The following is a 22,002-nucleotide window of genomic DNA, read 5'->3' as shown; positions in this document are numbered from 1 at the left end:
TTTTTTGCTTCTAAAAAAACGATATGCGAGCTGATGAGATTTCTTTATTTTGTCCGTTTTTTATGAGCGATGCGTTTTTGCAATAGGGTTTTACCTTGTTTTAGTCTCTTAGGTTTAGCAGGAACTCTGCGCAAGATAGGTATGTTTCCTATGAGAGTTTTGAAAGAAGGGAACGGACAGGAGTCTCTTAATCACTAAAATTAAACCATTTGCTGATGTCTATTTTGTGATGTTCATTCATAGATCGCCATTCATTCGTATCTGGTTGATAGATATAATCTTTTTGCCAGGTCGTGATGTTTTCCACGATTGCCCGTATGGAAGAGGCGATATAGGAGACTTCCTGATTCGTCATCATGGGATGGAGCGACAGACGCACCCAGCCCGGTTTTCGAGATAAGTCTCCCGCATGGATCAGGTCTGTCATTTGTTTAGATGTTTGGTGGTCGATGCCCAGCAAATAATGTCCGTAGGGGCCTGCACAAGAGCAGCCGCCCCGGACCTGAATGCCAAACCGATCATTCAATAGTTTTACAATCAGGTTATAGTGAATATGGCCGACAACGAAAGAAACGATTCCCATTCGTTCTTGGCTGCCTCCTCCTAAGATGTGTAGCCCTGGTATGGTACTCAAGCTCTTTAGTAATAATGATGTCAGTTCCTTTTTGCGCTCCAACAAGCGCTTCTGTCCCATTTGTTCCTTCAGCCGAATGCAGAGCGCGGTTCGAACGGCCTGTAGAAAGGCAGGCGTCCCTCCATCCTCACGGGCTTCAGCATTATCTTTATACTCGTATCCACCCCAAGGATTGGTCCAGCTAACTGTACCCCCTCCGGGCTGATCTGGAGCACAATGGAGGCACAGCCTCGAATCCATAATTAAAACGCCGCTTGTACCGGGACCCCCAAGAAATTTGTGGGGTGAAAATACAATCCCGTCCAGTTTCTCAAGCGGATCTGTGGGGTGCATGTTGATCTCGGCGTAAGGTGCGCTTGCCGAAAAATCAATGAAACAAACGCCACCATGTTCGTGCATTTTGCGGGCTAGCTGGTAAATCGGTACTTCGAACCCTGTAACATTGGAGCAAGCGGTAAAGGCGCCGATTTTGATAGGGCGATGCTGGAATTGAAGCAGCAGTCGTTCGAGATGAGTTGGATCGACCATTCCGCCGGGACCCGGAGGAAGACACACAACGTCTCCAATGGTTTCTGCCCAGGAAATATGATTGGAATGATGCTCCATGTGGGTAACGAAGATAACGGGACGTTCTTTTTCGGCGATGGGGTAGAGGGGCTTTAATTTTTCATGTATTTTCAATCCTAACAGCCGCTGAAGCTTATTCACTGCACCTGTCATACCGGACCCGGCGAACAGGATGATATCATGTTCATTGGCATGAACGTGGCCCTTAATGATTTGTTTCGCTTCTTCATAGGCTTGGGTCATCAGAGTTCCTGTCAAATTAGACTCCGTATGCGTATTCGCCACAAAAGGGCCTAATTCTTTTGCTATTTTCGACTCGATGGGTCCATACAGACGGCCACTGGCTGCCCAATCCGCATAAATCAGCTTTTTTTGCCCGTATGGAGATTCAAAGGTCTGGTGATATCCGATTGTACTTTCACGATACCTTTGGAAATAAGCCTCGTTAGAAGGCTGATACCTACAATTACTGCTTCCAATTCGAGCCATGAGCATACGGCGCCTCCCAAGTCGTTCTGTCTTCTTAGGGTACGTAGGTAGGCCCGAATGGGTTAAAAAAAATAGGCGAGTGTCATCATTTAGTCACAATAAAAGCCTCATCCAAAAGCGGGATAAGGCAGTAGGTCTATCTTATATAAACAACTGCATATCGGATTCGAGCGCATCTTTTAGATACGTTTTGGCCTCGATAATTTCCAGTTCAGGTATAAATTCTTCCGGTTTAAAACCCATAATATCGACCGATAGCTTACAGGCATAAAATTTTACATTTTTCTTTCGCGCTCCTTTCAAGAAATGAATGAGCTTCGGGGCTTCATTATCTTCGATCATTTCCGTCAGCATCAGCTTGCCAAGGCCGCTAAAATTCATTTTGGATAATGGCAGCTCTTCGGGTCCTTTTGGAGTCATCCAGCCCATGATTTTTTCATAAATCGTCTTGTCTTCAAACGTCATCTTATCAGGGTCACGAACCAGAAATAGTCCCCAGAACGCAAAAAACATCGTCACATCCACATCCAACTCCCGAGCTGTATTTGCCAGAATCAGTCCAGCCATTGCCTTATCATAATCGCCGCTGAACATAAGCAGATTCATCCTTTTATCCATAATTCCCGCCTCCATTACCAACAGATATATTCAGTATGGATTTGGGAATGAGAAGTATGCCCAGTTCACATATTGATCACAATTACAGGACATGTGTCGGATTCAAGAGCACTATTCAATATATGTTATTATTATCTATGGAAATTACATAGCACCATTGTTTTATGGAGTATTAGTAGGATAAATGTGAAAGGAACGGGGTTTGAAATTTATGAAAAAAACATCGTCTATAATAATTTTATTTTTATTGCTGATTGTGACAGCATGTGGAACCCATCAAGAGAAGAATCTGGATTCATCTTCAAAAGCTTCGATCTCCAAAAATTTGTCCTCCGAGCAACCGATAAATTCTGAAGAGAAGAAGGGAAATGCAACTGATGCAGGCCAATCTATGAAAGTAGTCGTACCTAAAGAAAAAGCTATTATACGTTCAGAAGAGGGAAATTCGTTAGTTCATGCAGATTGGACGTCAGGCCAACCTGATGTGGAGTTACCCCTCCAAATGGGGGCAACTAAGGCTGAACTCGTATTAGGGATGGATCATCCTAACGGGGTGAAAACGTTGGTGGTATTCCCTTCCGAGTCTACAGGTTGGCCGCTCGACCTGTCTTCAACTGGAGAATCGGAAGCCTTTGACGAGTTTGGGGAATTGAAAGCAGGCTATAGGCTTCAAGCGAGTGTTTACGACTTTGATTATGATGGAACTAACGAGATAGTCATTGCAGCGGGTGACTTGGCTACGAATGCTGAGACATGGGTTTTTTCATTTACAAATGTAGAAAACATTAAAAAGATAGATCCTTTTCATCAGGAGTTAGCCGTAACAGGGCAATCCTATATTACTTTGAATGGACATGAATTAGATGTACCTTATGGCTCTCAAGGTTTATTTGAGGCTTATAAGTATGTAGATAAAGAATTTCTTACTTCTGTCAAGTAGCCCGCCGTTACCAATGTCATATCTACAAACCGCTCCCATCTGTATAATCTCAAGGGAATTCAAGACACAAGCCTGAGATCGGGAGGATCATGAGAAAGTGAGTATAGACAACAAATATAAAGCACTTGAACTGGAAAAGCCAGGCATCTACGAGCTGGAGGGACTGGAAGTCGGGGTTACCTCCAATTGCAACTTCAAGTGTGATTACTGCTGTGCGTATCAGCGGAACGACGGGCAATGCATCAGCAGCAAAGAGGTCATTGATATTATTGATGACATTCCAACGTTAAAACGTGTGCGACTGTCCGGGGGAGAAGTGACCTTGAAATATGAGGATTGTCTGGACATCGTGAATCACTGTTCAAGCAAGGGCATCGCAACCCAGCTCAATACCAATGCCAGCTTGCTCAGCCCTGAACGAATTGAGAAACTGCGTGATGCAGGACTTTCCAATATTCATATCTCCTTCAACTTCACGGATGCCGATAAGTATGCAGCCTATTATCATGTACATCCTCGCATGTATGAGAAAATTGTACAGAATATTCGGTTATGTACCGAAGCCAAGCTAGAAACGGTGCTGGAGACGTTGCTGTTTGCAGAGACGCAGAATAACATGCCAGCCATTAGTGAAAAGGTATATGAACTCGGTGTGCGCATCCATGAAATCCAAAACAGTATCGTAATGGATCATACGAACTGGAACGCTATTTCTACCAAGGAAGCGCTCATTCGGTCCGTTCATGACCTGATTGCACATAAAAAGGACGATACTGTGTTGTATTTCACCTGTATGGACCGTTTTGCAGAAGCACTGGGCTTCAAGGAGCAGCCGGGTGTTTATTTTTCCAACTGCGTTGATGGTAAAAAACAGCTCCATCTTCACGGGAACGGGGACATCCTGATCTGTGAGCTATGCCATCCTGTGGTCATCGGCAATATTTATAATGGAACATCCCTAAAGGATATTTACAAAAATAAACCGAAGCAGCTTCAGGAGTTCCTCGACAAACTGCCTTGTCCTGCCTATGATGCGCTTTTCCCTGTAGGAAGCAAGTAGACATGATTTGAGATTGTGAGGCTATGAGCATCTACCATCCAAATAGGTTGGATGGTAGATGTCCTTCATGTAACTCCATGAATCTTTATTATTTCAGGATTTTGCAAAATCCTCATTTGTTTTAATGAAAGGGTTTACATGTTAAAATATAAAAATATGATCTTCTTATGAAAGAAGGAGTAGATATGAAATATAGAAATGTGGGCAACAGTGGTCTTAAAATTAGTGAAATCGGTCTAGGGAGCTGGTTGACGTACGGTACAGCCGCCGAGCAGGAAGCAGCTCATACCTGTATTGCCAAAGCCTTTGAACTCGGGATTAATTTCTTTGATACCGCGAACGCGTATAACCGGGGAGAAGGCGAGAAGGCTATGGGAGCTGCCTTGAAGCCTTATCGAAGAGAGAGCTATGTGTTATCTACCAAGGTGTACTTCCCTATGGACTCCGGTCCCAATGACAGGGGACTGTCACGCAAGCACATTATGGAGCAATGTGAAGCGAGTCTGAAGCGTCTTGGTACGGATTATATCGACATGTACTTCTGTCATCGTTATGATTCGGATACTCCTTTGGAAGAGACGCTGCGAGCGCTCGATGACCTTCAGGCTCAGGGGAAGATTCTGTACGCTGCTGTCAGTGAATGGAGTGCTGCCCAGCTCACGGATGCTTATGGGATTGGAAAAAGCCTGAATTTGCGGCCACTGATTGCCAATCAGCCAATCTATAATATGTTCGAACGTTATATCGAACATGAGGTACTTCCTGTATCCGGACAGATAGGTATTGGCCAAATCGTATTTTCGCCTCTGGCTCAAGGGATTCTCACGGGTAAATACAAGCCGGGACAGCCTTTACCGACGGGTAGCCGGGGGGCTGATGCCTCTGTCAATAATGTCATCAGCAGTTACATGAACGATACCGTTCTAAACTGTGTTCAGGATCTGGATAAGCTGGCGAAGGACTTGGGTGTCACCCTGTCACAGCTCGCGCTTGCCTGGATTCTGAGAGAACCGGGTATCAGCGCTGCACTCATTGGGGCTACTAAACCGGCACAAATTGAAGAGAATGTGAAAGCAGTCGAAGTGACGCTACAACCGGAGACATGCGTGGAAATTGAGCGAATTCTGAAGCAAGCAGAGGGTTTTGCACCTTTGCGTTAAGCATTTTTAACTTGCTTCAAGCATGGCATAAATACCTGAACCCACACTAAATACAATCCCGCTCACTAAAACAAGGATCTGCTTTTTACTGAGATCCAGCGGATCAAAAAAGATGGGCAACAGCCATTTTAGGCTGATGACAGCCCATAAACCCTCCAGTAATCCTAGCATCAACACCTTTTGTCCCCAGTGAAACTTCATTTGCGGTGTTAGCGGACCTTCAAGAAACAGGTCACCTGAAGTATGGAGGTTCCAAGAAACGATAACTACGAATATAACAAGAGTTAATAGGGTCGACATAATATAGGTGATATCTTTTTTAGCCTCTTTCGTAAGTCTCGGCGATTTTTTAAACTCAGGCAAGCCAATCAGGAAAAAGACGATTCCTACGATAATAGCCACGCCTACAGAGGAACCAAGTATGATATTGGCTAAGATGCCGATGCCATTGATGATTAATAATAAAATAAGCTCTCCCCCTTTGGGGTTACGATGATAGTTATTTTATTGTACATGTAGGAACGAAAATGCTCAAATATTTGAAAAAGCCCCAGCACTTTCGCCTGGGACTTTTTTGCTTTTTACCAATTACAATGCTGATTTAATGACCTTTTTATAATACAGGATGGATAGTATCCCAAAAATGGAATATAAGGCGGTGTACAGCACCATAACGATGATCATAGGCATCCAAATTTCAGTTCCAAACAAGAACCAGCCGGATTGGACGGCGAAATAGCTATGTGAAAGGCCAATCACTAATGGGATGCCGAAGTTAAAGAGTTGTTTTATTTTAATGCCTCTAAGCAGGTCGCTCTGTGTGAACCCTAACTTTCTTAACACGGTGTAATTGGCTTTTTCGTCTTCGCTCTCATCCATTTGCTTAAAATAAAGGATACAGCCTGATGTAATGAGAAAGGTGAGTCCTAAAAATCCAACGACAAACATGATCACTCCCATGTTCCGCTTCTGATTGCTGCTCATTTCAAGGCGTGATGTTTGTTGATCATTAAAATCCGCAGCTGCAAAGAGACGATTGGCTTCTTCAATCTGTTCTGCATTTATCATATCAATTCCAATATATAAGGATGATTTCTTTTGAATCTCAGGATTTACATCTTTCTTTAACCGCTCAAATATGGTTTCGTCTACAATGGCAGTGGGTAGTCCCCCGGCTGTAAAATAGTAGGGAATCACATACTCCTTTTTTAGACCCAAATATTGTTGATGTATGACTTCTTTTTTTCCCTTCAAATCCAATGGACCAAAGTTTTTCAAGGACATAAATTTCTGTAACAGATCATTATAGCCCATTAAAATTGCTTGACCTGGAGATACATCTGTACCCTCCACAGATTGATCGCTTATGACAGGCAACGTCATGGAATTCGCACCGATATTTAACCCTTCCAGAGGAGTCTCCATGATTTGCGCTGTGTCCACACTGACTTGAATAACTTCAATTTTCTTCTCACGATACTTTATGTCATGCTCCTGAAGTAACGTTTTGAATTTCTCAGCATCCGGTTCATTCGTCATTGCAAAATGGGAAGGTACATTGTCCTCAGCTGATTGATCCGCAGAATAGTAGGCGATATAGCTTAAGGAAAGTAAACCGATGGCAAGTGCCGATACTGTTGTAATAATGGTCAACAACAAAGCATTGGATTTCATGCGGAACATAATGGATGAGAGAGATAGCACCTCATTAATGTTCAAATAGCCGCCTTTACTTTTTCTGATGATATTGGAAATAAAGCGGATAGATCCTTTATAAAAAAGTAGTGTTCCGATGATGACAGTGCCCAAAATAAACACCATAGCCATAAACAATTCATTCATGGATGTAAAGTCTCCGCCAAATAATTTGGAGGAAACATAGTAACCTAAAGCGATGAGAGAGATGCCAATGATCCCGATGATCATCTCATAGATCGTTATTTTCTTGATTTTCCCTTCGGTGGTTGAGTTCACTCTGAACAAAGACAAAATACTTTGTCTCTTGATAAAGGAATAATTCATGAGCATGATCAACAGGTAGATGATACAAAAAACGATGAGTGTTTGAATCAGTGCTTGGTTAGAGAAATATAGAGTGGCAATGGCTTCGACGCCTGTCGTTTTAAATAAGATCATGATCACTAATTTGGAAAAGGAAAATCCAACTCCGATTCCGATAAACAGGGAACTGAAGTATAGAATTAAGTTTTCAGCACTCAGGATGCGGAAAATTTTGTTTTTGGTCATTCCGATTAATTGAAATAGGCCAATTTCTTTGCTGCGTCTTTTTATAAAGATATTATTAGCATATAAAAGGAAGATGCAGACAATGGCGACCAATAAAACGGAAGCTGCCCTTATGGAAGCTGCCCCTTTAACAGAACCCTTCACTTCGTCCATGGAAGGATCGTATTGTAATGTGACGAAAGCGAAATAGAGCGCAACACTAAAAATGAGAGCAAAAACATACAGGTAATAATTCTTTAGATTTTTTTTCAAATTCTTTAGAATGAGCAGATTAATGTTCATATTGGACCCCGCCTAAGACCCCTTGGGTTTTCATGATATCCTGGAAGAAGCTTTGTCTTTCCTGCTCGCCTTTATGAAGCTGCGTATACATCTGCCCATCCTTAATAAAAATGACCCGACTGCAATGGCTGGCTGCGACAGGATCATGCGTGACCATAATAATGGTCGCCTTGCGTTTTTGGTTCAACTGGCCCAGCTTATTTAATAAATCGGAAGCAGACTTGGAATCCAGCGCACCCGTAGGTTCATCGGCAAAAATAATACTGGGCTCATGAATAAACGCTCTGGCCGCAGATGTACGCTGCTTCTGTCCACCCGAGATTTCATTGGGGTATTTGTCCTTGAGCTCATAAATTCCCAGTTCTGTAGCTACTTCCTGAAATTTTTGGTTGGCTTCTTTTTTAGGCGTTTTGGTGATGGATAACGGTAAGAGAATGTTCTCCTTCACGGTTAGCGTATCCAGCAGATTATACTCTTGAAAAATAAAGCCTAAATGCTGTTTGCGAAATTCAGCCAGTTGCTTTTCTTTCATTTTCGTCATTTCGATATCATTGATTTTAATGGAACCTTGGCTCACTTTATCAATAGAGGAAAGAACATTCAGCAGTGTGGTTTTACCTGAGCCGGAGGCTCCCATAATACTGACAAATTCCCCTTCTTCAATGACGATATCAATTCCCTTCAAAACCTCCTGCATATTTAACTTATTACCGTAGCTTTTATGAATTTTATGGGCTTCTAAAATATTCACTTCGATGCACTCCTTATTGTTCTTGTAGCCTTATTATAAAAATAGAGCCGATGTTTTTCCTTTGATTGGGCGAACAATGCATAAAAGCATGTGACATCTCTGTCACATGCTCACCATACTCACGAAATCATTTCGTTTGGGGAAAATTAAAGTGAAGGTAGTACCCACGTTCGGTTTGGAGTGCACATCTATATGTATGAGCAAGGACTGGGCTGCCTTTTTCGTTAAATATAACCCCATGCCCGTTGAAGTATGATCAGAATGTTGGGTTGTGGAGGTAAAACCTTTCTCGAAAATACGGGGTATATCCTTCGGATCAATACCGCGCCCAAAGTCTTGGATCTCAAGCTGTATTCGATCCCTCTGTTCATAGCTGTGAATGATAATATCACTGGCATCGCTATATTTGATGGCATTAGTTAAGAGCTGTCTGATGATAAAGGCCAGCCATTTGGCATCACTCAGCACTTCCATGTGCTCCAATTGGATGTCAAAACCGATCCCTTTTTGGATGCACCATGACTGTAATGCTTTGATTTCATTAAAAACCAGAGATTTTAAATTCACTTGCTCGACATACAGATCATTTTCAATAAAGGATATGCGTTTGTGATGGAGCTGCTGATCCAGCAGTAAGTGGATTCGTAGCCATTGATAGGTTAACTGAGCTTTTAGGGGCTTATCGTCCAACCGCTCAATCATCAAATGCATGGTGGTCAAAGGCGTTTTTACCTCATGAATCCAGGATAATAGTTCATCTTTTTCATGTTCAAGTGTCAATTGATTTTGCGAGATGATCTGTTGTAACCGTTCGGTCTGGTCAGTGATTTTTTGTTCAATGATTTGCTCAAACGGACTCTCCGGTTCGCCTATACCCGTTAGTTCAAGAGGGCTCCTCCATTCTTCTAGTGTTGTATAGAATTTGGTTTCCTTGGGATAGCGAATGATTAAAAAAACCAAGAATATCATCATGGATAAGAAGACGATATAAAGGATGGGCATTAACGGAATTGCTGCATCCACATAAGCAATGAACAGGATCAGAAATTGCTGGCATACAAACAGTAGAATCCAGCTCCGCCTCTCTATAAGATATTTTTTAATCATAGGAAGGTGTCTCTTCTATAGCCATGTAGCCTTGCCCGACTTTCGTTTCAATGAAACGGCCCAAATCCAGCTCGTCTAATTTTTTACGCAGGCGGTTCAAGTTGACGGTCAGGGTATTGTCGCTGACAAAACGTTCATCATCCCAGAGGCTTTTAATTAATTCTTCTCGTGCGACAATTTTATTTTTTTGTTCGATTAGCAACTTCAAAATAAAAATCTCGTTCTTGGTTAATTCGATGGAGCCAGCCTCATTGGCTACTACGTTTTTTTCATAATCGACCGTCGCTCCACACCATGTTTTCAGGGAGACGGGTTCTGTATTGTAATTATATACGCGGCGGAGTGTCGCCTGTAATTTTGCAATGAGTACATCAAAATGAAACGGTTTTTGGATAAAATCATCCGCTCCAAGCTGCATCGACATCACCATATCCGTAGGATGATCCCGTGACGATAAGAAAAGGATGGGGACGTTAGAGTGGGATCGAATCATTCGACACCAATGAAACCCATCAAATTTCGGCAATTGAATATCTATCACGATCAGATCAGGTTTTATCGTTGTGAATTCCTGAATGACTTTATTAAAGTCCTGGATGCCATACACATCATAGTTCCATTGAGTTAACCGATCCTTCATTTCATGGAACAAAGTTTCGTCATCTTCAATTAGTAAGATTTTGAACAACGATTTCACCACTTTTTACTTTTTTTGTTTTTTGGAAAATTCGATTCCAGTCGCTTATTGGATTTTGCAAACTCCTCTTTTATAAAGTGTATAGCAAAAATTGTGTATGTGCTATATGGTGGACTCAACTTGATATTGCGATAATCTACTGTTAATAGTTGAGGTTTATAGTGGGTTTATATTGACTATCTCATATATTTTAAAGGATGGATGCAATGATGGGAATTCACACGTATTTTCGGTCGCTAAATGAGCTGGAAAGAATCATCCGTTGTCCAGGTAAGTTTAAATTTGAGGAACACAGCGTATCGGCTCATTCCTGGAAAGTGGTGCAATATGCCAAAACGCTAGCTGATATTGAAGAAAGAAATGGTGTCAGTATTGACTGGAAAAAGCTATACGAGATTACGAGCAGTCACGATTACGGGGAGATTTTTATTGGAGACATCAAAACGCCAGTTAAGCATTCCTCTAAGGAACTACGGCTATTAATCCAGCAGGTCGAAGAAGGTATGGTTGAGTATTTTATTGAAGAGAATATTCCCGAGGATTTTAAAGCCATTTTTCGCAAACAGCTAAGGGAGGGTAAAGATGATTCTGTAGAAGGTTTAATCCTTGAAGTTGCGGACAAAATGGATCAGGTGTACGAGGCATTTGCTGAGCTTCAGCGGGGAAATACTGAAAAGGAATTTATAGTCATGTACCGTAATGCACTTGTGAAAATCAAGAATATTCAATTACACTGCGTTAATTATTTTTTGGAAAATATCCTGCCCGATATGGTCAAGGAAGAAACGCCCTCATCCATTGATATCAAAAAGATTACGGAAGAAGCCTTAGCTTTGTAAATGAATTCCCCTACCGTCCAGAAGCTACTGAAGCGCTTCTGTTCATACATAATAATTCCCCTTTCAAAACCAGACAACGCTTGACTTCAAGTTAACTTTAAGTAGTAACATACGGGATGTGACGTAGTGATTAGGAAATGCGATGACTATTCTGACAATTGAGGAGTGATACAAATTGAAAAAGAAACAACTGGGTAACAGTGACCTTCGAGTATCTGCACTGGGTCTGGGCTGCATGGGTATGTCCGAATATTACGGTGAGTTGAATGATCAGGAGTCGATCAAAACGCTTCATCGTGCGCTGGAGCTAGGGATAAACTTCTGGGATACTGCTGATGTCTACGGTGTGGGGAAAAATGAAAAACTGATTAGCCAAGTTTTACGGAGCCGCCGTGACGAAGTGGTGTTAGCTACTAAATTTTCTATTATGCGTGGGGAAGATGGCGCATTTATGGGGGTAAGTGGCCGTCCCGAATATGTAAAAGAGGCATGCGACCGCAGTCTGCAAAGACTAGGAGTAGATGTGATTGATTTGTACTACCAGCACCGTGTCGATCCGAATGTACCTATCGAGGAAACGGTGGGTGCGATGAGTGACCTGGTTCAGGCGGGAAAAGTCCGCTATTTGGGGCTGTCCGAAGCTTCTCCTGGGCTCATTCGACGCGCTCACAAGGTACATCCGATTACAGCCCTGCAAACGGAATACTCCTTATGGAGCAGGGAAGCAGAAGATGAAGTTATACCGACGTGTAAGGAACTGGGCATCGAATTTGTGGCCTACAGTCCACTTGGACGCGGATTTTTGAGCGGGCAAATTCAGAAGTTTGATGATTTTGCAGAAGATGATTTCCGTCGCTCTGTGCCACGTTTTCAACCTGAGAATTTCCAGAAAAATCTGGATCTCGTGCAGCATGTTAAGGACCTTGCTGCCCAAAAAGGGGTCAAACCTTCTCAACTGGCGTTGGCATGGCTGCTTGCGCAAGAGGGAATTGTACCGATTCCAGGAACCAAGCGGGTTACGTATTTAGAGGAAAATGCAGGAGCCGTCGATGTGGTTTTGTCCGCAGAAGAAATGGAGACTATTAACGCAATCATCCCCAAAGGAATGGCAGCAGGCCTTCGTTACCCGGCCGAGCGGATGCCAAATTGGCAAGCCGAATAATGAAGATAATGAGATAAACCCAAAGCCGTCTTTCACGCGAATCGGCGTGAAAGGCGGCTTTGTGGGTTTCATAGATAAGCAAGAACGTACTTTTTCTTTTTACAAAACGGGAGCTTGCAATGCAGTATTGATATTTTGCAAATCCATCGAAAGCTGCTCTTTTACGTTCCAAGGGTGATACCAGCCGCGTTCAATCATGTATGTGGAAATTTGCTCATGCGTATCAATAGCTTCATCCAGTTGCTTTGTAAGAATTGCCTTAATTTCTGGAGTTCCCGCTTCTGTTACGGCCATAGCGTAATTTCTCACACCGCTTTTGGCCGCGTTCAGAAAATCGGCTGCAATGACTTGGTCCGTTAAGGTATTCAGTCCGGTCAAATGCTCCAATAGTGTATTCATGGCTTAACCTCCTGTGAACTGGCTTGATCTAAGAGGGTGCCGAGTTCTTGTAATTGGCGGGTCGATAAGTCAACATCCTGCTGTAATATAGCTTTGAGAGTCGGATCAGAGATCAATGCTTGCATTGTTTTGGACTTAGTAAGACATACTGCTTTGAACGCTGACAGTTCATGGACTTCAAGGGTTTCGTGCAGGCCATACACCATATGACGTTTACCTCCAATACTCCAATAATAGTTAAGGTTTAAGCACCACTTTGATGCAATTGTCTTGTCTGGTATCGAAAATTTCATATCCACGTTTGGCGTCGCTTAACGGAATGACGTGTGTAACAACGTCTCCTGGGTCCACCTTTCCCGTATCAATCAACTCATACATATATGGCATATAGTGAATAACGGGAGCCTGTCCCGTACGTAAATTAACATTTCGCTGAAAAATGTCTCCCAAAGGAAACCCGTTATATCGTCCGCCGTATACCCCGGTAACTTGAATGGTCCCGCCTTTGCGGACAGCTTGTGTGGCTATGACCAATCCTCCTAAAGCTCCACCGTGAAGTTTGAGACCAGAAGCCAAGGATTCCAGCGGAGACATTTTACCGCTCATGCCGGAGCAATCAATAACTACGTCCGCGCCTCCTTTGGTCATCTCCTTCAGGTAGTTGCCGATGTTTTCTTGCGACTCCACATTAACAATCTCCACGTGATTGGTGCGCTTCGCGTGTTGCAGACGATAATCCAGATAGTCTGCCGCAATGACTCGTTTTGCCCCTTTGAACCAGGCGAACTTTTGCGCTAACAGACCTACCGGCCCACAGCCAATAACAATGACAGTATCCCCCTTCTTCACTCCGGCATTATCGACGCTCCAAAATGCAGTAGTCATGGCATCAGCAATCAGGCAAAGCTTCTCGTCAGGATGTTCACAACTCTCCGGAATTTTGAAGTGAGTGAAGTTGGCAAAAGGCACACGTAAATATTCAGCTTGTCCACCCGGATATCCACCAGTTGTTCCTGAATAGCCGAAAAAACCGCCCATATCTCCATGCTCATTAGAATGATCACATTGACTTTCCAATTGGTTTTTACAATAAAAGCATTCACCGCACGCTATGTTGAACGGAATGATCACGCGGTCTCCCTTTTTCAAGTTGGTTACGCCGCTGCCGACTTCTTCTACAACCCCCATCGGCTCATGCCCAATTACATAATCCTCTTGTAGATTCGGAATCATTCCATGAATGAGGTGCAGATCTGAACCACAAATAGCGGTTGTTGTCAGTCTGATAATCGCATCATCGGCTTTTTGAATACTCGGGTCCGGAACATCTTTAACCACAACGTTTTTGATACCTTGGTAGGTCACTGCTTTCATGCCTGGTTTCCTCCCATATGTTCGTCCGGCGTGCGATCAAACATACCCTTGCGGGTGGTATCGTCTGGGAACAGTTTCATTTTACTGATGTCCACCGTCTTGTTGGCTGATAGTTGATCCAATTGATACTGCTTTTGCAGATCATAGGGATGAAACCATTTTTTTCGTACCATAAGATCAGTGATTTCCTGATGAAACGCGATGCCTTGATGCAATTGATCGCGCAACAGAGTTCTAGCATCTGGAGAGACGGTTTCCGTCAAGGCTATGGCTGTATTTCGAACCCCTTCCTTGACGCGAATAAGAAAGTCCATTGCAAATGTCATGTCTGCCATTTCTGGCATATTTAATGAGTTTTTTGGATCCACATAATCCATTTTAGCGGACTGGGTCTGATTTAATGTCACATCATTTCACCTCAATTTAAAATTGGTGTTGGTCGGAATTTCGGTACAGGTGCCTGAAACGGTGCCTTGGCATAGATTGCTTGCAAATCGGCAATAGCTTGTATGGATTGCTGAACATCTTTTTCCATTAAATCCTTTAGCTCTTGATCGAATACCAAGCCCTGCATTAATTTGGACTTAGCTAAGCATAACGTTTTAAAATTTAGCGCTTCGTGGATCTCTAGGGACTCATGCGCCGCTAATGCAGACTGTTGGCTTATCATAGGATCACCTTTCTTTTATGATTCTCAAGGGTATGTTGTCCAGCGTAACTATGTTTATTCAGAGTTATGAAAAGGTTAGGTTACCGAACGAGGGGGACTCTTTTGGAAGAACAGCGAGCGATTCCAGTAAGGCCTGTGCTCTTGAGTCTCCTTAAGCATACAAAGGTTGGTGCTATTCCCCTTCAACCTTGCCAAGCGATTTTTTGGCCGGACCTTCAATGACTTCGCCTTGATATGAAAAGCGTGAGCCATGACAAGGGCAATCCCATGTTCTTTCCGCTTCATTCCACTCGACTTCGCAACCCATATGGGTGCATGTTGTGTCCACTAGGTGTAATGCTCCTTGTGGGTCTCGGTATGCGCCCGCTCTTTTGCCGTTCACCCGAATGACCGCCCCTTCGTCGTGCTGCAGTTCTTCGGCTTTTTTGTAGTTGATCCCCAATTTCCCAGCAATCAAATGTTTAGCCACATTCGCATTTTGAGTCACAAATGTTTTAATGTCGGGGTCCATATGAAATCTTGAAGGGGAGAAAAGATCCTGATACGGGCTTTCCTCTCTGGTAATCAGATTCGTATTTAATAAAGCTGCCGCTACACTTGTGGTCATCCCCCATTTTCTATACCCCGTAGCAACGAGGATGTTAGAAGTGTTAGATAGTTCCTGCCCAATATAAGGGAGTTTGTCTAGTGTATATAAGTCTTGAGCCGACCAGCGATAAACGATCTCCTTTAATCCAAAGGTTTGCTCTGCGAACTTTTGTAAAGCTTCATAGTACTGGAAAGTACAGATTCCTTGTCCCGTTTTGTGGCCTTCCCCACCGACGATAACCATCGGTTCACCGTTTATTAGTACAGAGCGAAGCGAGCGTTTGGGGGTTTCCGCACTAAGGTACATACCACCCGGATAGGTTTTGTCCGTCTTGACAGCTAGTACATAAGACCGCTCGGCATGCAATCGCGCAAAATAAAGACTGTTTGGATCATTGAACGGAAAATGCGAGGAGGATACGACATAGTTGCAGGTGATTTTGTGCCCGTCGCTTGTATTAATAATGGAGGGGGTTCCCTTATCCACACCCACAACGGTGGTCTGCTCATAAATCTTTCCGCCTTGCCGGATGACTTGATTGGCTAGATACCTTAAGAAAGGAATCGGATTAAACTGAGCTTGGTTTTCCATCATAATAGCTGCTTTAGTTGAAAAGGGCAGAGGCGTTTGTTCGACATAACTTCCCGGGATGCCAAGTTCCTCGTAGGCTTTATATTCAGCGGAGATTTTTTCCACATACGTATCTGCACATGTATAAACGTAAGCATCTTCTTCTGTAAATTGACAATCGATATGATACTCTTCTACCGTTTGCTTGATAAATTGAAGAGCATCACGGTTGGCTTCGTAATAGAGCCGGGTTTTTTCCTTGCCAAAATGTGAAAGAAACTCGCTGTAGATCAAATCATGTTGTGCGGTAATTTTGGCGGTCGTATGGCCCGTTGTTCCATGAAGTATCCGCCCTGCGTCGACGACTGCGACATTTAGTCCTTTTTTAGAAAGTAAATAAGCAGTGGTAATACCAGTAATCCCCGCACCTACAATGGCAACATCCACCTGAATATCTTCACTAAGTTTGGGAAAGTTGGGGATGTCAGTTGAAGCTAACCAATATGATTCGGGAAATTGCGGAAATGTGGTACGAGATTCGTCTTGTTTCATTTTCACAAGCACCCCTTTGATTACAATTATTGTATACATTGTTATCATTGTATGATTTTATATACCCTAAAAAGGGATACTTTCAGCCAGCTTTCATCTTGTTTTCAGCTTGACCGGGTACAATCAAGGCAATTTTCCCGGGGAGGATGCATAACTAATGAAAACAAAAATGAGAAGGAAGGTTTGGATTCCGGCTATCATCGCAGTTACGGTAGCAGCTCTACTCATAATCTACTATTACTACATGTCCTCGGTTTCCGGCGGCAAGCCTGGCATGCGACCTCCGGGAGGCGGCAATGTACCAGGACACATGGGCGGACGTCCCGGCGGAAAAGGTGGTGGGGGAAACGGGGAAATATTTAATACCTTGGGTACGATCTCCGTTTTTCTTGGGGCGGCCTCTTTCTGTTGGTTCTGGTTTAAGAAGAAACTGAGATCGCCGTCAATGTTGGTTCGAAAGGCCGGAAAGTTGTTTCACTCCTTGCATAAACTGCTGGGTTGGGCGACCTTGATTCTTATTGCCGTTCATGGTGTCTATTTCCTGATTACCAAATTTCAAGATCACAAAACCTACTCCGGTCTAGCAGCCTTTGCTATTATACTGGCTATCTCCGGGTACGGCTTCTATATTAATAAAGTACGCAACAAGTGGATGCGAACCATCCATCGTATACTTGGACTGCTGTGGGTTCCCGTGCTGCTGCTGCATGTCGGCGGAACTGCAATTATGGCGGTCATCGCCACTCTTGCCGTGGGGGGACTAGTCTGGACACTCGACAGAATGGCGGAGAAAACGTTGAAGCCTGTCGCAGGGGACACTCTATAATTTTATGGAGCGGTGTTACCTTCATCCGGGGGAGAACAAGATGCTGGCGAAGGGTACGGTTTCATTTTTTACGTTGTACTGGAAAAACTGCTACGTCCTTAATAGGACGTAGCAGTTTGTTTTATTTAATGACTATGAAATTAGATAAGCTAGTTACCTAATTCGAGTGCGAATTGTCCTAGTATATGAAAAGTAGCAGAACAGGAGTTATGCTCTTCCGTTAACCAGAATAACATTAGCTTGAGTTCCTGATTGGCGCAGCTTAATTAAGGGGGCGTAGTCATCGGAATAATAGAACTGCTTGGCAGCCTCGTAAGTCGGGAATTCGTGAACTACGACTATTGACGGCTTCCATGTGCCTTCCAGTGTCTCGGGCTGTGGATCTAGCGTAAGGTTGCGGAATCCCGGCACTTTCTGCAGCAGCGCATCTGCTAGCTCTGCGTATTGTTTGAAAACAGCTTCTTCCTCTACTTTTATATCTACGATAACATATGCGCTCATATCCATTCTCCTCTGTATGTCGGACGGTGATCATACGTCCTAGGATTTCGCCGGCGAGCATCTTTAGCTTAATCCGACACGCGGAGATTGTAAATTAGGCACTTTTTTTATCCTCAGTTTCATTTATTACACCGGTTCGTTATTTCAGGTTTGAAAAGTCGGAGAGATGAGGTTCAGCCTGAAATCGTTCTCCCCAAGCCTTCAGTTGGATGAGTATTGACTCAAGCGAAGATCCGAGCGGGGTTAGCGAGTATTCCACTTTAGGCGGAACAAGGTGATGAACTTCGCGGTGAATGAGACCGTCTGCTTCTAACTCTCTCAGTTGGAGGGTCAGCATTTTTTGAGTGGCCGTGGGAAGTGCCCGCCGCAGTTCTTGAAACCGCTTAGTTCCGCCCAGCAATTCGTACAGAATGATTCCTTTCCACTTTCCGCCGATAATGCTTAAGGTTACTTCCACCGGACAGCCTTTAGTCGGCGTGCAATTAACTCCATTGTTCAGCCGTTTTCTCACGATATCATCTCCTTTCACTTTGTTATTATACCAATTCCATCCTTATATCCCCAAAGCCGTCCTTAACGCGGATCGGCGCGAAAGGCGGCTTTGCAGGTTTACATATACAGCTAAGGACGTGGCTTAAAAATGCCGAAAGGACGCCCGACGGGCAGAAATGTACGACCAAAATGAGCATTCAGGACGGCAGCTCCTGTACCATACAGTGAGAGCAGACCAATGCCCATTTCAGCATAAGCGGCGATGGTATGGAACACCTCTGGGGCAACGCCAAATGCATCGAAGCTAAGACCGAGGAACAGAAAATCAATCAACACAAAAATAAAGAATAAAACCTTATGCGTCTCCATCGCTCCAATGGTCATGAAAAGCGTAAAGATGAGATAGCCCGCAAAGGCAAAGCCGAGCTGTTTGCCATCTACAGCAGATGCCAGCTCTGAGCCGAATACGCCCATTTTTATCATCCAGCTACTGGCTACGGCCAACCAGAAGAAGGCGTAAGCACCAAATGCCGTCATGCCGAAGGTGTTGTTATGTTTTGCATCCTGAATGGAAGCAAATAGCTGTGCAAAAGCACCGAGAAATATAGCCCAAGGGATGATGAAGCTTAAGCCGTCGGTGAGGCCAAGCTTTTGGGATGAAGCCACAAGCGTTACAATAGCCAAGCCAAACAGGCCGATCGCACTCGGATCGGCCGTTATGATTTTTACGTTAGAATGAGATTCATTTTGCATAAAAAAATAGGAGCCTCCAATAATGTTCAAGTACGCGTCAATCTGCCGATGCCAGAATCACACTGACATATTGTAACGGAAACCGACGTACTCGCATAGTAGGTAAGTTATAAAATTTCTACCGATCTGTCTTGTGATGGGCAAGGATTATTAAATGGTGTTACCGCAGGATTTGTGATAATATTTACACCTATATAGAATGAGGAAGTGACATAGTGATTAATATAACAATTCCAACTCCGGATATCACGATTACCAAACAGGTTAACCCTGAGCTTAGCCATATTTACGGATTTACCGACTTTCACCTGATCCCTAGAGATAAGGCTGGTATCTTTATGTTCTACAACACACAGGAGGAATTGCTGTTTGTTGGTAAAGCAAGAAAGCTGAGACAAAGAATCAAAAAACATTTTGAAGATACCGTATCGCCGATCAAGGACAAGCGGAACGAAGTAGCGATTATTGAGGTTTGTATTGTGGAAGATGCAGTAGAGCGAGAAATTTATGAAACCTACATCATCAATTCACAAAAGGCTAAATATAACGTCGAAAAAGTATTTTTTAAGTAATGGAGTAACTTCCATATGAAAAAAGAGCAATAAGTCGCAGTGACTGTACTGCCCTTATTGCTTTTTTGTATTTCTGCATTTTTGCATTTTTGATCCTTCCAGAGAGGGGCCGTGGTATGAATAAAACAGATCGTATGCTAGCGATCTTGCTAGAGTTGCAGCGTAAGAATATTGTACGAGCCGAGGATTTGGCAGCCATATTCGAAACGAGTGTGAGGACCATCTATCGGGATGTTCAGGCTCTAAGTGAATCGGGCGTACCGATTGTAGGAGCACCGGGCATTGGATATTCCTTGATGGAGGGGTACTTCCTGCCCCCCTTGAGCTTTACCGCAGAAGAGGCTGTGGCGTTGCTAATCGGAACGGATTTTGTCGAACAAAAATTTGATACAGACTACGGTATCAAGGCGCAAGCTTCCCGCAGAAAGATTGAAGCCATTTTACCGGAGAGCGTTCGCAGGGAAGTCTCCCGGGTGCGTACGACCATCAGACTGCTCGCAGTGGGTGAAGGAGCAAACCATAGAGAGAAAACCTATCTGGAAACGCTGCGTCTCGCTGTATTGGAAAAACGGAAAGTACAGTTTGGCTACTCCAAAAGAATGCCAGAGGCTGACGGGAATCGTCAAAGTGTGCGTGTGGTCGCTCCTTATGGTCTTGTCCTGCTCCGTGGTTCTTGGGTGTTAATTGGGCAATGTGAATTGAGGCAGCAGCTTCGCCATTTCCGTCTGTCACGTATGGACGAGCTTATCGTGCTGGAGGACAGGTTTCAGTTGCCTGTCGATTTTCATTTGCAGGATTACAAGCAAACCGATGACCGTCATGTAACTGTTCGCATACTAGCACGTTCGGATATTGTAGATAAGGTGAAGGAAGCGAACAACTTTTATATGGAGGCCATAGAGGAGCGTGCAGATGGACTGCATATACTCTTCCGCGTCAGACAGCCGGAGGAATTACTGCAATGGGTACTTGGATGGGGAGCGGATATGGTTGTGCTGGAGCCTGAGTCGCTCCGGGAGCGGATACGTACAGAAGTGGAAAAAATGTTAAAATGCTACTGACATAATGCTGTCAGTAGCATTTTTGTATAGTAAAGCTACTTTGATAGAGAGGGGTAATTATTAATATATGAATACAACTGAAACATTACAGCGTTTCGAAGAAACGGCACAACACTATCTTCTTGAATTGGACAGCTTTAGCTTGGAGCAATTGCAGTACACAACTCAGGAGGGTCAATGGTCGCTTGGACAAATGTATCTTCATTTGGTGAACTCTGCACTGTATATGCATCTTAAGAACATTGATCTTTGTCTACAGCCTAATGGGGAGACCGGAGTTAAAACGGAGGCAGGCACGGCCATTTTTAATCTGGGGAGCTTTCCACCAATGCGCATCCAAGTTCCACCATCCCCGCAGTACACTCCCCAACAACCCACTAGCAAAGAAGAGATTGTGGAGGGATTAAACGTCGTGATCCGCAAGATGAGAGAGATTGAGCCAACCGTTGGGAAATCAACAGGGCCGTCTACCGTCTCTCATCCCAGTTTCGGCGCGCTGAATGCTGGAGAATGGTTTTCGCTCATCGAGATGCATTATCGTCATCATCTTTTGCAGAAGGAGCGCTTGAAGCACGCAATAGCCGATTAATCGTCTCCCGACGCAGCCCTATAAACTGGCCGATTTCCTCCTGCGTCAGCACGTCCGTTAACGTGGCGGGTGCGATGTAGGAGTGGAACCAGCGTTGAAGCTTCCGAAGCTTCTCAGCAGGTGACACCTCGGTGAGCTGGTCAATTCGTTGCTGCATCATGCGCAATTTGTCCTGTAGCTGCAAAGCGATCTCCCGACATTGAGCTGGGTCTTGCTCCAGCTTTAGATACCATTCTTTTTGCGACAAAACCCCAATCTCAGAGGTTACCAACGCCACCGCTGTACCATAATAAGGATTGGGGCTGATCAGGGAGTGGTGCGGAATGATTTCATCGGGCACAATCACATTAACTAAAATTTGCGAGCCGTCTTCATGGACTCGGACAATTTTTAACAAGCCGCTCTTTAAGTGATATAAAGGACCGGATTCTCCTTGTCGAAATAAGGTCTCGCCTTTGTGTAATATCATGAACGTAAACAGCCTCCATTCCATGTATTCCA

General features: G+C 43.8%; 26 protein-coding genes. 9 read left to right on the top strand and 17 right to left on the bottom strand.

Going from position 1 to position 22,002, the window contains the following annotated elements; all coding sequences use genetic code 11:
* Window positions 1-187: 187 nt before the first annotated feature.
* Complete coding sequence (locus tag ACUYLD_RS13580) at window positions 188-1,696, bottom strand: aminotransferase class V-fold PLP-dependent enzyme (RefSeq protein WP_446675279.1); 1,509 nt, start codon at window positions 1,694-1,696, stop codon at window positions 188-190.
* A gap of 135 nt (window positions 1,697-1,831) precedes the next feature.
* Window positions 1,832-2,308, bottom strand: a complete 477-nt coding sequence (locus ACUYLD_RS13575) for a DsrE/DsrF/DrsH-like family protein (protein ID WP_023991039.1) — start codon at window positions 2,306-2,308, stop codon at window positions 1,832-1,834.
* 211 nt (window positions 2,309-2,519) lie between these two features.
* Between ACUYLD_RS13575 and ACUYLD_RS13570 the strand changes: the two genes are divergently transcribed.
* The 3 genes from ACUYLD_RS13570 (at window position 2,520) to ACUYLD_RS13560 (ending at window position 5,468) form a co-directional block, all read left to right on the top strand.
* Window positions 2,520-3,248 carry a hypothetical protein gene (locus ACUYLD_RS13570; RefSeq protein ID WP_446675278.1) on the top strand — a complete coding sequence of 243 codons (729 nt, stop codon included), beginning with the start codon at window positions 2,520-2,522 and terminating at the stop codon, window positions 3,246-3,248.
* Between the two features lie 97 nt (window positions 3,249-3,345).
* On the top strand, window positions 3,346-4,308 hold the full coding sequence (locus tag ACUYLD_RS13565; protein ID WP_061829785.1) for a radical SAM protein: 963 nt from the start codon (window positions 3,346-3,348) through the stop codon (window positions 4,306-4,308).
* Between the two features lie 185 nt (window positions 4,309-4,493).
* Complete coding sequence (locus ACUYLD_RS13560; protein ID WP_446675277.1) at window positions 4,494-5,468, top strand: aldo/keto reductase family protein; 975 nt, start codon at window positions 4,494-4,496, stop codon at window positions 5,466-5,468.
* A gap of 6 nt (window positions 5,469-5,474) precedes the next feature.
* Here the strand turns inward: ACUYLD_RS13560 and ACUYLD_RS13555 are convergent, their stop codons facing one another.
* The 5 genes from ACUYLD_RS13555 to ACUYLD_RS13535 all read right to left on the bottom strand — a co-directional run bounded on the left by ACUYLD_RS13555 (window position 5,475) and on the right by ACUYLD_RS13535 (window position 10,543).
* Complete coding sequence (locus tag ACUYLD_RS13555) at window positions 5,475-5,870, bottom strand: hypothetical protein (protein WP_336076570.1); 396 nt, start codon at window positions 5,868-5,870, stop codon at window positions 5,475-5,477.
* Between the two features lie 186 nt (window positions 5,871-6,056).
* On the bottom strand, window positions 6,057-7,997 hold the full coding sequence (locus ACUYLD_RS13550) for an FtsX-like permease family protein (RefSeq protein WP_446675276.1): 1,941 nt from the start codon (window positions 7,995-7,997) through the stop codon (window positions 6,057-6,059).
* Window positions 7,987-8,748 (bottom strand): ABC transporter ATP-binding protein, encoded by a 762-nt coding sequence (locus tag ACUYLD_RS13545; RefSeq protein ID WP_061829789.1) that lies wholly within the window; start codon window positions 8,746-8,748, stop codon window positions 7,987-7,989. The genes ACUYLD_RS13550 and ACUYLD_RS13545 overlap by 11 nt, the downstream gene beginning before the upstream one ends.
* 102 nt (window positions 8,749-8,850) lie before the next feature.
* Window positions 8,851-9,855 carry a sensor histidine kinase gene (locus ACUYLD_RS13540; protein WP_446675275.1) on the bottom strand — a complete coding sequence of 335 codons (1,005 nt, stop codon included), beginning with the start codon at window positions 9,853-9,855 and terminating at the stop codon, window positions 8,851-8,853.
* The gene (locus ACUYLD_RS13535) at window positions 9,848-10,543 is read right to left on the bottom strand and encodes a response regulator (RefSeq protein ID WP_446675274.1); all 696 of its coding nucleotides are present in this window, start codon (window positions 10,541-10,543) and stop codon (window positions 9,848-9,850) included. Before ACUYLD_RS13535 ends, ACUYLD_RS13540 begins: the two co-directional genes overlap by 8 nt.
* A gap of 218 nt (window positions 10,544-10,761) precedes the next feature.
* Between ACUYLD_RS13535 and ACUYLD_RS13530 the strand changes: the two genes are divergently transcribed.
* Both ACUYLD_RS13530 and ACUYLD_RS13525 read left to right on the top strand, forming a co-directional pair.
* Window positions 10,762-11,391, top strand: coding sequence for a YfbR-like 5'-deoxynucleotidase (locus ACUYLD_RS13530; protein WP_069290707.1), 630 nt, complete (start codon window positions 10,762-10,764; stop codon window positions 11,389-11,391).
* Between the two features lie 175 nt (window positions 11,392-11,566).
* A complete protein-coding gene (locus ACUYLD_RS13525) occupies window positions 11,567-12,553 on the top strand; it encodes an aldo/keto reductase (protein WP_322159027.1) in 987 nt (328 codons plus the stop codon).
* A gap of 99 nt (window positions 12,554-12,652) precedes the next feature.
* On the opposite strand, the gene ACUYLD_RS13520 is transcribed toward ACUYLD_RS13525, so the two are convergent.
* The 6 genes from ACUYLD_RS13520 to ACUYLD_RS13495 form a co-directional block, all read right to left on the bottom strand.
* Complete coding sequence (locus ACUYLD_RS13520; RefSeq protein ID WP_274483253.1) at window positions 12,653-12,952, bottom strand: spore coat protein; 300 nt, start codon at window positions 12,950-12,952, stop codon at window positions 12,653-12,655.
* A complete protein-coding gene (locus tag ACUYLD_RS13515; protein WP_348621000.1) occupies window positions 12,949-13,158 on the bottom strand; it encodes a hypothetical protein in 210 nt (69 codons plus the stop codon). The genes ACUYLD_RS13520 and ACUYLD_RS13515 overlap by 4 nt, the downstream gene beginning before the upstream one ends.
* Window positions 13,159-13,189: 31 nt before the next feature.
* Entirely contained in the window at window positions 13,190-14,326 is a 1,137-nt protein-coding gene (locus tag ACUYLD_RS13510) for a zinc-dependent alcohol dehydrogenase (RefSeq protein WP_446675273.1), read from the bottom strand.
* On the bottom strand, window positions 14,323-14,703 hold the full coding sequence (locus ACUYLD_RS13505) for a spore coat protein (protein WP_250262153.1): 381 nt from the start codon (window positions 14,701-14,703) through the stop codon (window positions 14,323-14,325). The genes ACUYLD_RS13510 and ACUYLD_RS13505 overlap by 4 nt, the downstream gene beginning before the upstream one ends.
* A 41-nt stretch (window positions 14,704-14,744) precedes the next feature.
* Window positions 14,745-14,996 carry a spore gernimation protein GerQ gene (locus ACUYLD_RS13500; RefSeq protein ID WP_446675272.1) on the bottom strand — a complete coding sequence of 84 codons (252 nt, stop codon included), beginning with the start codon at window positions 14,994-14,996 and terminating at the stop codon, window positions 14,745-14,747.
* A 172-nt stretch (window positions 14,997-15,168) separates the two neighbouring features.
* Entirely contained in the window at window positions 15,169-16,707 is a 1,539-nt protein-coding gene (locus tag ACUYLD_RS13495) for an FAD-dependent oxidoreductase (protein ID WP_446675271.1), read from the bottom strand.
* A gap of 157 nt (window positions 16,708-16,864) precedes the next feature.
* Here ACUYLD_RS13495 and ACUYLD_RS13490 point away from each other — a divergent pair, with 157 nt between their 5' ends.
* Window positions 16,865-17,533, top strand: coding sequence for a hypothetical protein (locus ACUYLD_RS13490; protein ID WP_446675270.1), 669 nt, complete (start codon window positions 16,865-16,867; stop codon window positions 17,531-17,533).
* 207 nt (window positions 17,534-17,740) lie between these two features.
* On the opposite strand, the gene ACUYLD_RS13485 is transcribed toward ACUYLD_RS13490, so the two are convergent.
* The 3 genes from ACUYLD_RS13485 to ACUYLD_RS13475 all read right to left on the bottom strand — a co-directional run bounded on the left by ACUYLD_RS13485 (window position 17,741) and on the right by ACUYLD_RS13475 (window position 19,279).
* A complete protein-coding gene (locus ACUYLD_RS13485) occupies window positions 17,741-18,034 on the bottom strand; it encodes a DUF1330 domain-containing protein (RefSeq protein WP_016822569.1) in 294 nt (97 codons plus the stop codon).
* Window positions 18,035-18,173: 139 nt separating this feature from the next.
* A complete protein-coding gene (locus ACUYLD_RS13480; protein WP_446675269.1) occupies window positions 18,174-18,545 on the bottom strand; it encodes a winged helix-turn-helix transcriptional regulator in 372 nt (123 codons plus the stop codon).
* Window positions 18,546-18,655: 110 nt separating this feature from the next.
* Window positions 18,656-19,279 carry an acetate uptake transporter gene (locus ACUYLD_RS13475; protein WP_254328068.1) on the bottom strand — a complete coding sequence of 208 codons (624 nt, stop codon included), beginning with the start codon at window positions 19,277-19,279 and terminating at the stop codon, window positions 18,656-18,658.
* Between the two features lie 215 nt (window positions 19,280-19,494).
* Between ACUYLD_RS13475 and ACUYLD_RS13470 the strand changes: the two genes are divergently transcribed.
* From ACUYLD_RS13470 to ACUYLD_RS13460, 3 genes are all read left to right on the top strand, one after another.
* Entirely contained in the window at window positions 19,495-19,851 is a 357-nt protein-coding gene (locus tag ACUYLD_RS13470) for a nucleotide excision repair endonuclease (RefSeq protein ID WP_023991017.1), read from the top strand.
* 116 nt (window positions 19,852-19,967) lie between these two features.
* Window positions 19,968-20,912 carry a helix-turn-helix transcriptional regulator gene (locus ACUYLD_RS13465; protein ID WP_446675268.1) on the top strand — a complete coding sequence of 315 codons (945 nt, stop codon included), beginning with the start codon at window positions 19,968-19,970 and terminating at the stop codon, window positions 20,910-20,912.
* Between the two features lie 67 nt (window positions 20,913-20,979).
* Window positions 20,980-21,501, top strand: coding sequence for a DinB family protein (locus ACUYLD_RS13460; protein WP_254349840.1), 522 nt, complete (start codon window positions 20,980-20,982; stop codon window positions 21,499-21,501).
* On the opposite strand, the gene ACUYLD_RS13455 is transcribed toward ACUYLD_RS13460, so the two are convergent.
* Window positions 21,434-21,970, bottom strand: coding sequence for a Crp/Fnr family transcriptional regulator (locus tag ACUYLD_RS13455; RefSeq protein WP_069290701.1), 537 nt, complete (start codon window positions 21,968-21,970; stop codon window positions 21,434-21,436). The two genes, ACUYLD_RS13460 and ACUYLD_RS13455, sit on opposite strands and share 68 nt — an antisense overlap.
* Window positions 21,971-22,002 lie beyond the last annotated feature (32 nt).

The sequence above is a fragment of the Paenibacillus sp. SER-28 genome, assembly GCF_052906305.1.
Note: the sequence above shows the minus strand (reverse complement) of the source record. Positions and strands in the feature narration are given on the sequence as shown.

Excerpts from the sequence above, each read along its gene's own strand:
- ACUYLD_RS13505 (WP_250262153.1), bottom strand. The coding sequence starts at position 14,703 with ATGGATTATGTGGATCCAAAAAACTCATTAAATATGCCAGAAATGGCA.
- ACUYLD_RS13520 (WP_274483253.1), bottom strand. The coding sequence starts at position 12,952 with ATGAATACACTATTGGAGCATTTGACCGGACTGAATACCTTAACGGAC.
- ACUYLD_RS13510 (WP_446675273.1), bottom strand. The coding sequence starts at position 14,326 with ATGAAAGCAGTGACCTACCAAGGTATCAAAAACGTTGTGGTTAAAGAT.
- ACUYLD_RS13560 (WP_446675277.1), top strand. The coding sequence starts at position 4,494 with ATGAAATATAGAAATGTGGGCAACAGTGGTCTTAAAATTAGTGAAATC.
- ACUYLD_RS13465 (WP_446675268.1), top strand. The coding sequence starts at position 19,968 with ATGAATAAAACAGATCGTATGCTAGCGATCTTGCTAGAGTTGCAGCGT.
- ACUYLD_RS13490 (WP_446675270.1), top strand. The coding sequence starts at position 16,865 with ATGAAAACAAAAATGAGAAGGAAGGTTTGGATTCCGGCTATCATCGCA.
- ACUYLD_RS13500 (WP_446675272.1), bottom strand. The coding sequence starts at position 14,996 with ATGATAAGCCAACAGTCTGCATTAGCGGCGCATGAGTCCCTAGAGATC.
- ACUYLD_RS13515 (WP_348621000.1), bottom strand. The coding sequence starts at position 13,158 with ATGGTGTATGGCCTGCACGAAACCCTTGAAGTCCATGAACTGTCAGCG.
- ACUYLD_RS13530 (WP_069290707.1), top strand. The coding sequence starts at position 10,762 with ATGGGAATTCACACGTATTTTCGGTCGCTAAATGAGCTGGAAAGAATC.
- ACUYLD_RS13455 (WP_069290701.1), bottom strand. The coding sequence starts at position 21,970 with ATGATATTACACAAAGGCGAGACCTTATTTCGACAAGGAGAATCCGGT.
- ACUYLD_RS13460 (WP_254349840.1), top strand. The coding sequence starts at position 20,980 with ATGAATACAACTGAAACATTACAGCGTTTCGAAGAAACGGCACAACAC.
- ACUYLD_RS13540 (WP_446675275.1), bottom strand. The coding sequence starts at position 9,855 with ATGATTAAAAAATATCTTATAGAGAGGCGGAGCTGGATTCTACTGTTT.
- ACUYLD_RS13575 (WP_023991039.1), bottom strand. The coding sequence starts at position 2,308 with ATGGATAAAAGGATGAATCTGCTTATGTTCAGCGGCGATTATGATAAG.
- ACUYLD_RS13495 (WP_446675271.1), bottom strand. The coding sequence starts at position 16,707 with ATGAAACAAGACGAATCTCGTACCACATTTCCGCAATTTCCCGAATCA.
- ACUYLD_RS13485 (WP_016822569.1), bottom strand. The coding sequence starts at position 18,034 with ATGAGCGCATATGTTATCGTAGATATAAAAGTAGAGGAAGAAGCTGTT.
- ACUYLD_RS13550 (WP_446675276.1), bottom strand. The coding sequence starts at position 7,997 with ATGAACATTAATCTGCTCATTCTAAAGAATTTGAAAAAAAATCTAAAG.
- ACUYLD_RS13580 (WP_446675279.1), bottom strand. The coding sequence starts at position 1,696 with ATGCTCATGGCTCGAATTGGAAGCAGTAATTGTAGGTATCAGCCTTCT.
- ACUYLD_RS13475 (WP_254328068.1), bottom strand. The coding sequence starts at position 19,279 with ATGCAAAATGAATCTCATTCTAACGTAAAAATCATAACGGCCGATCCG.
- ACUYLD_RS13570 (WP_446675278.1), top strand. The coding sequence starts at position 2,520 with ATGAAAAAAACATCGTCTATAATAATTTTATTTTTATTGCTGATTGTG.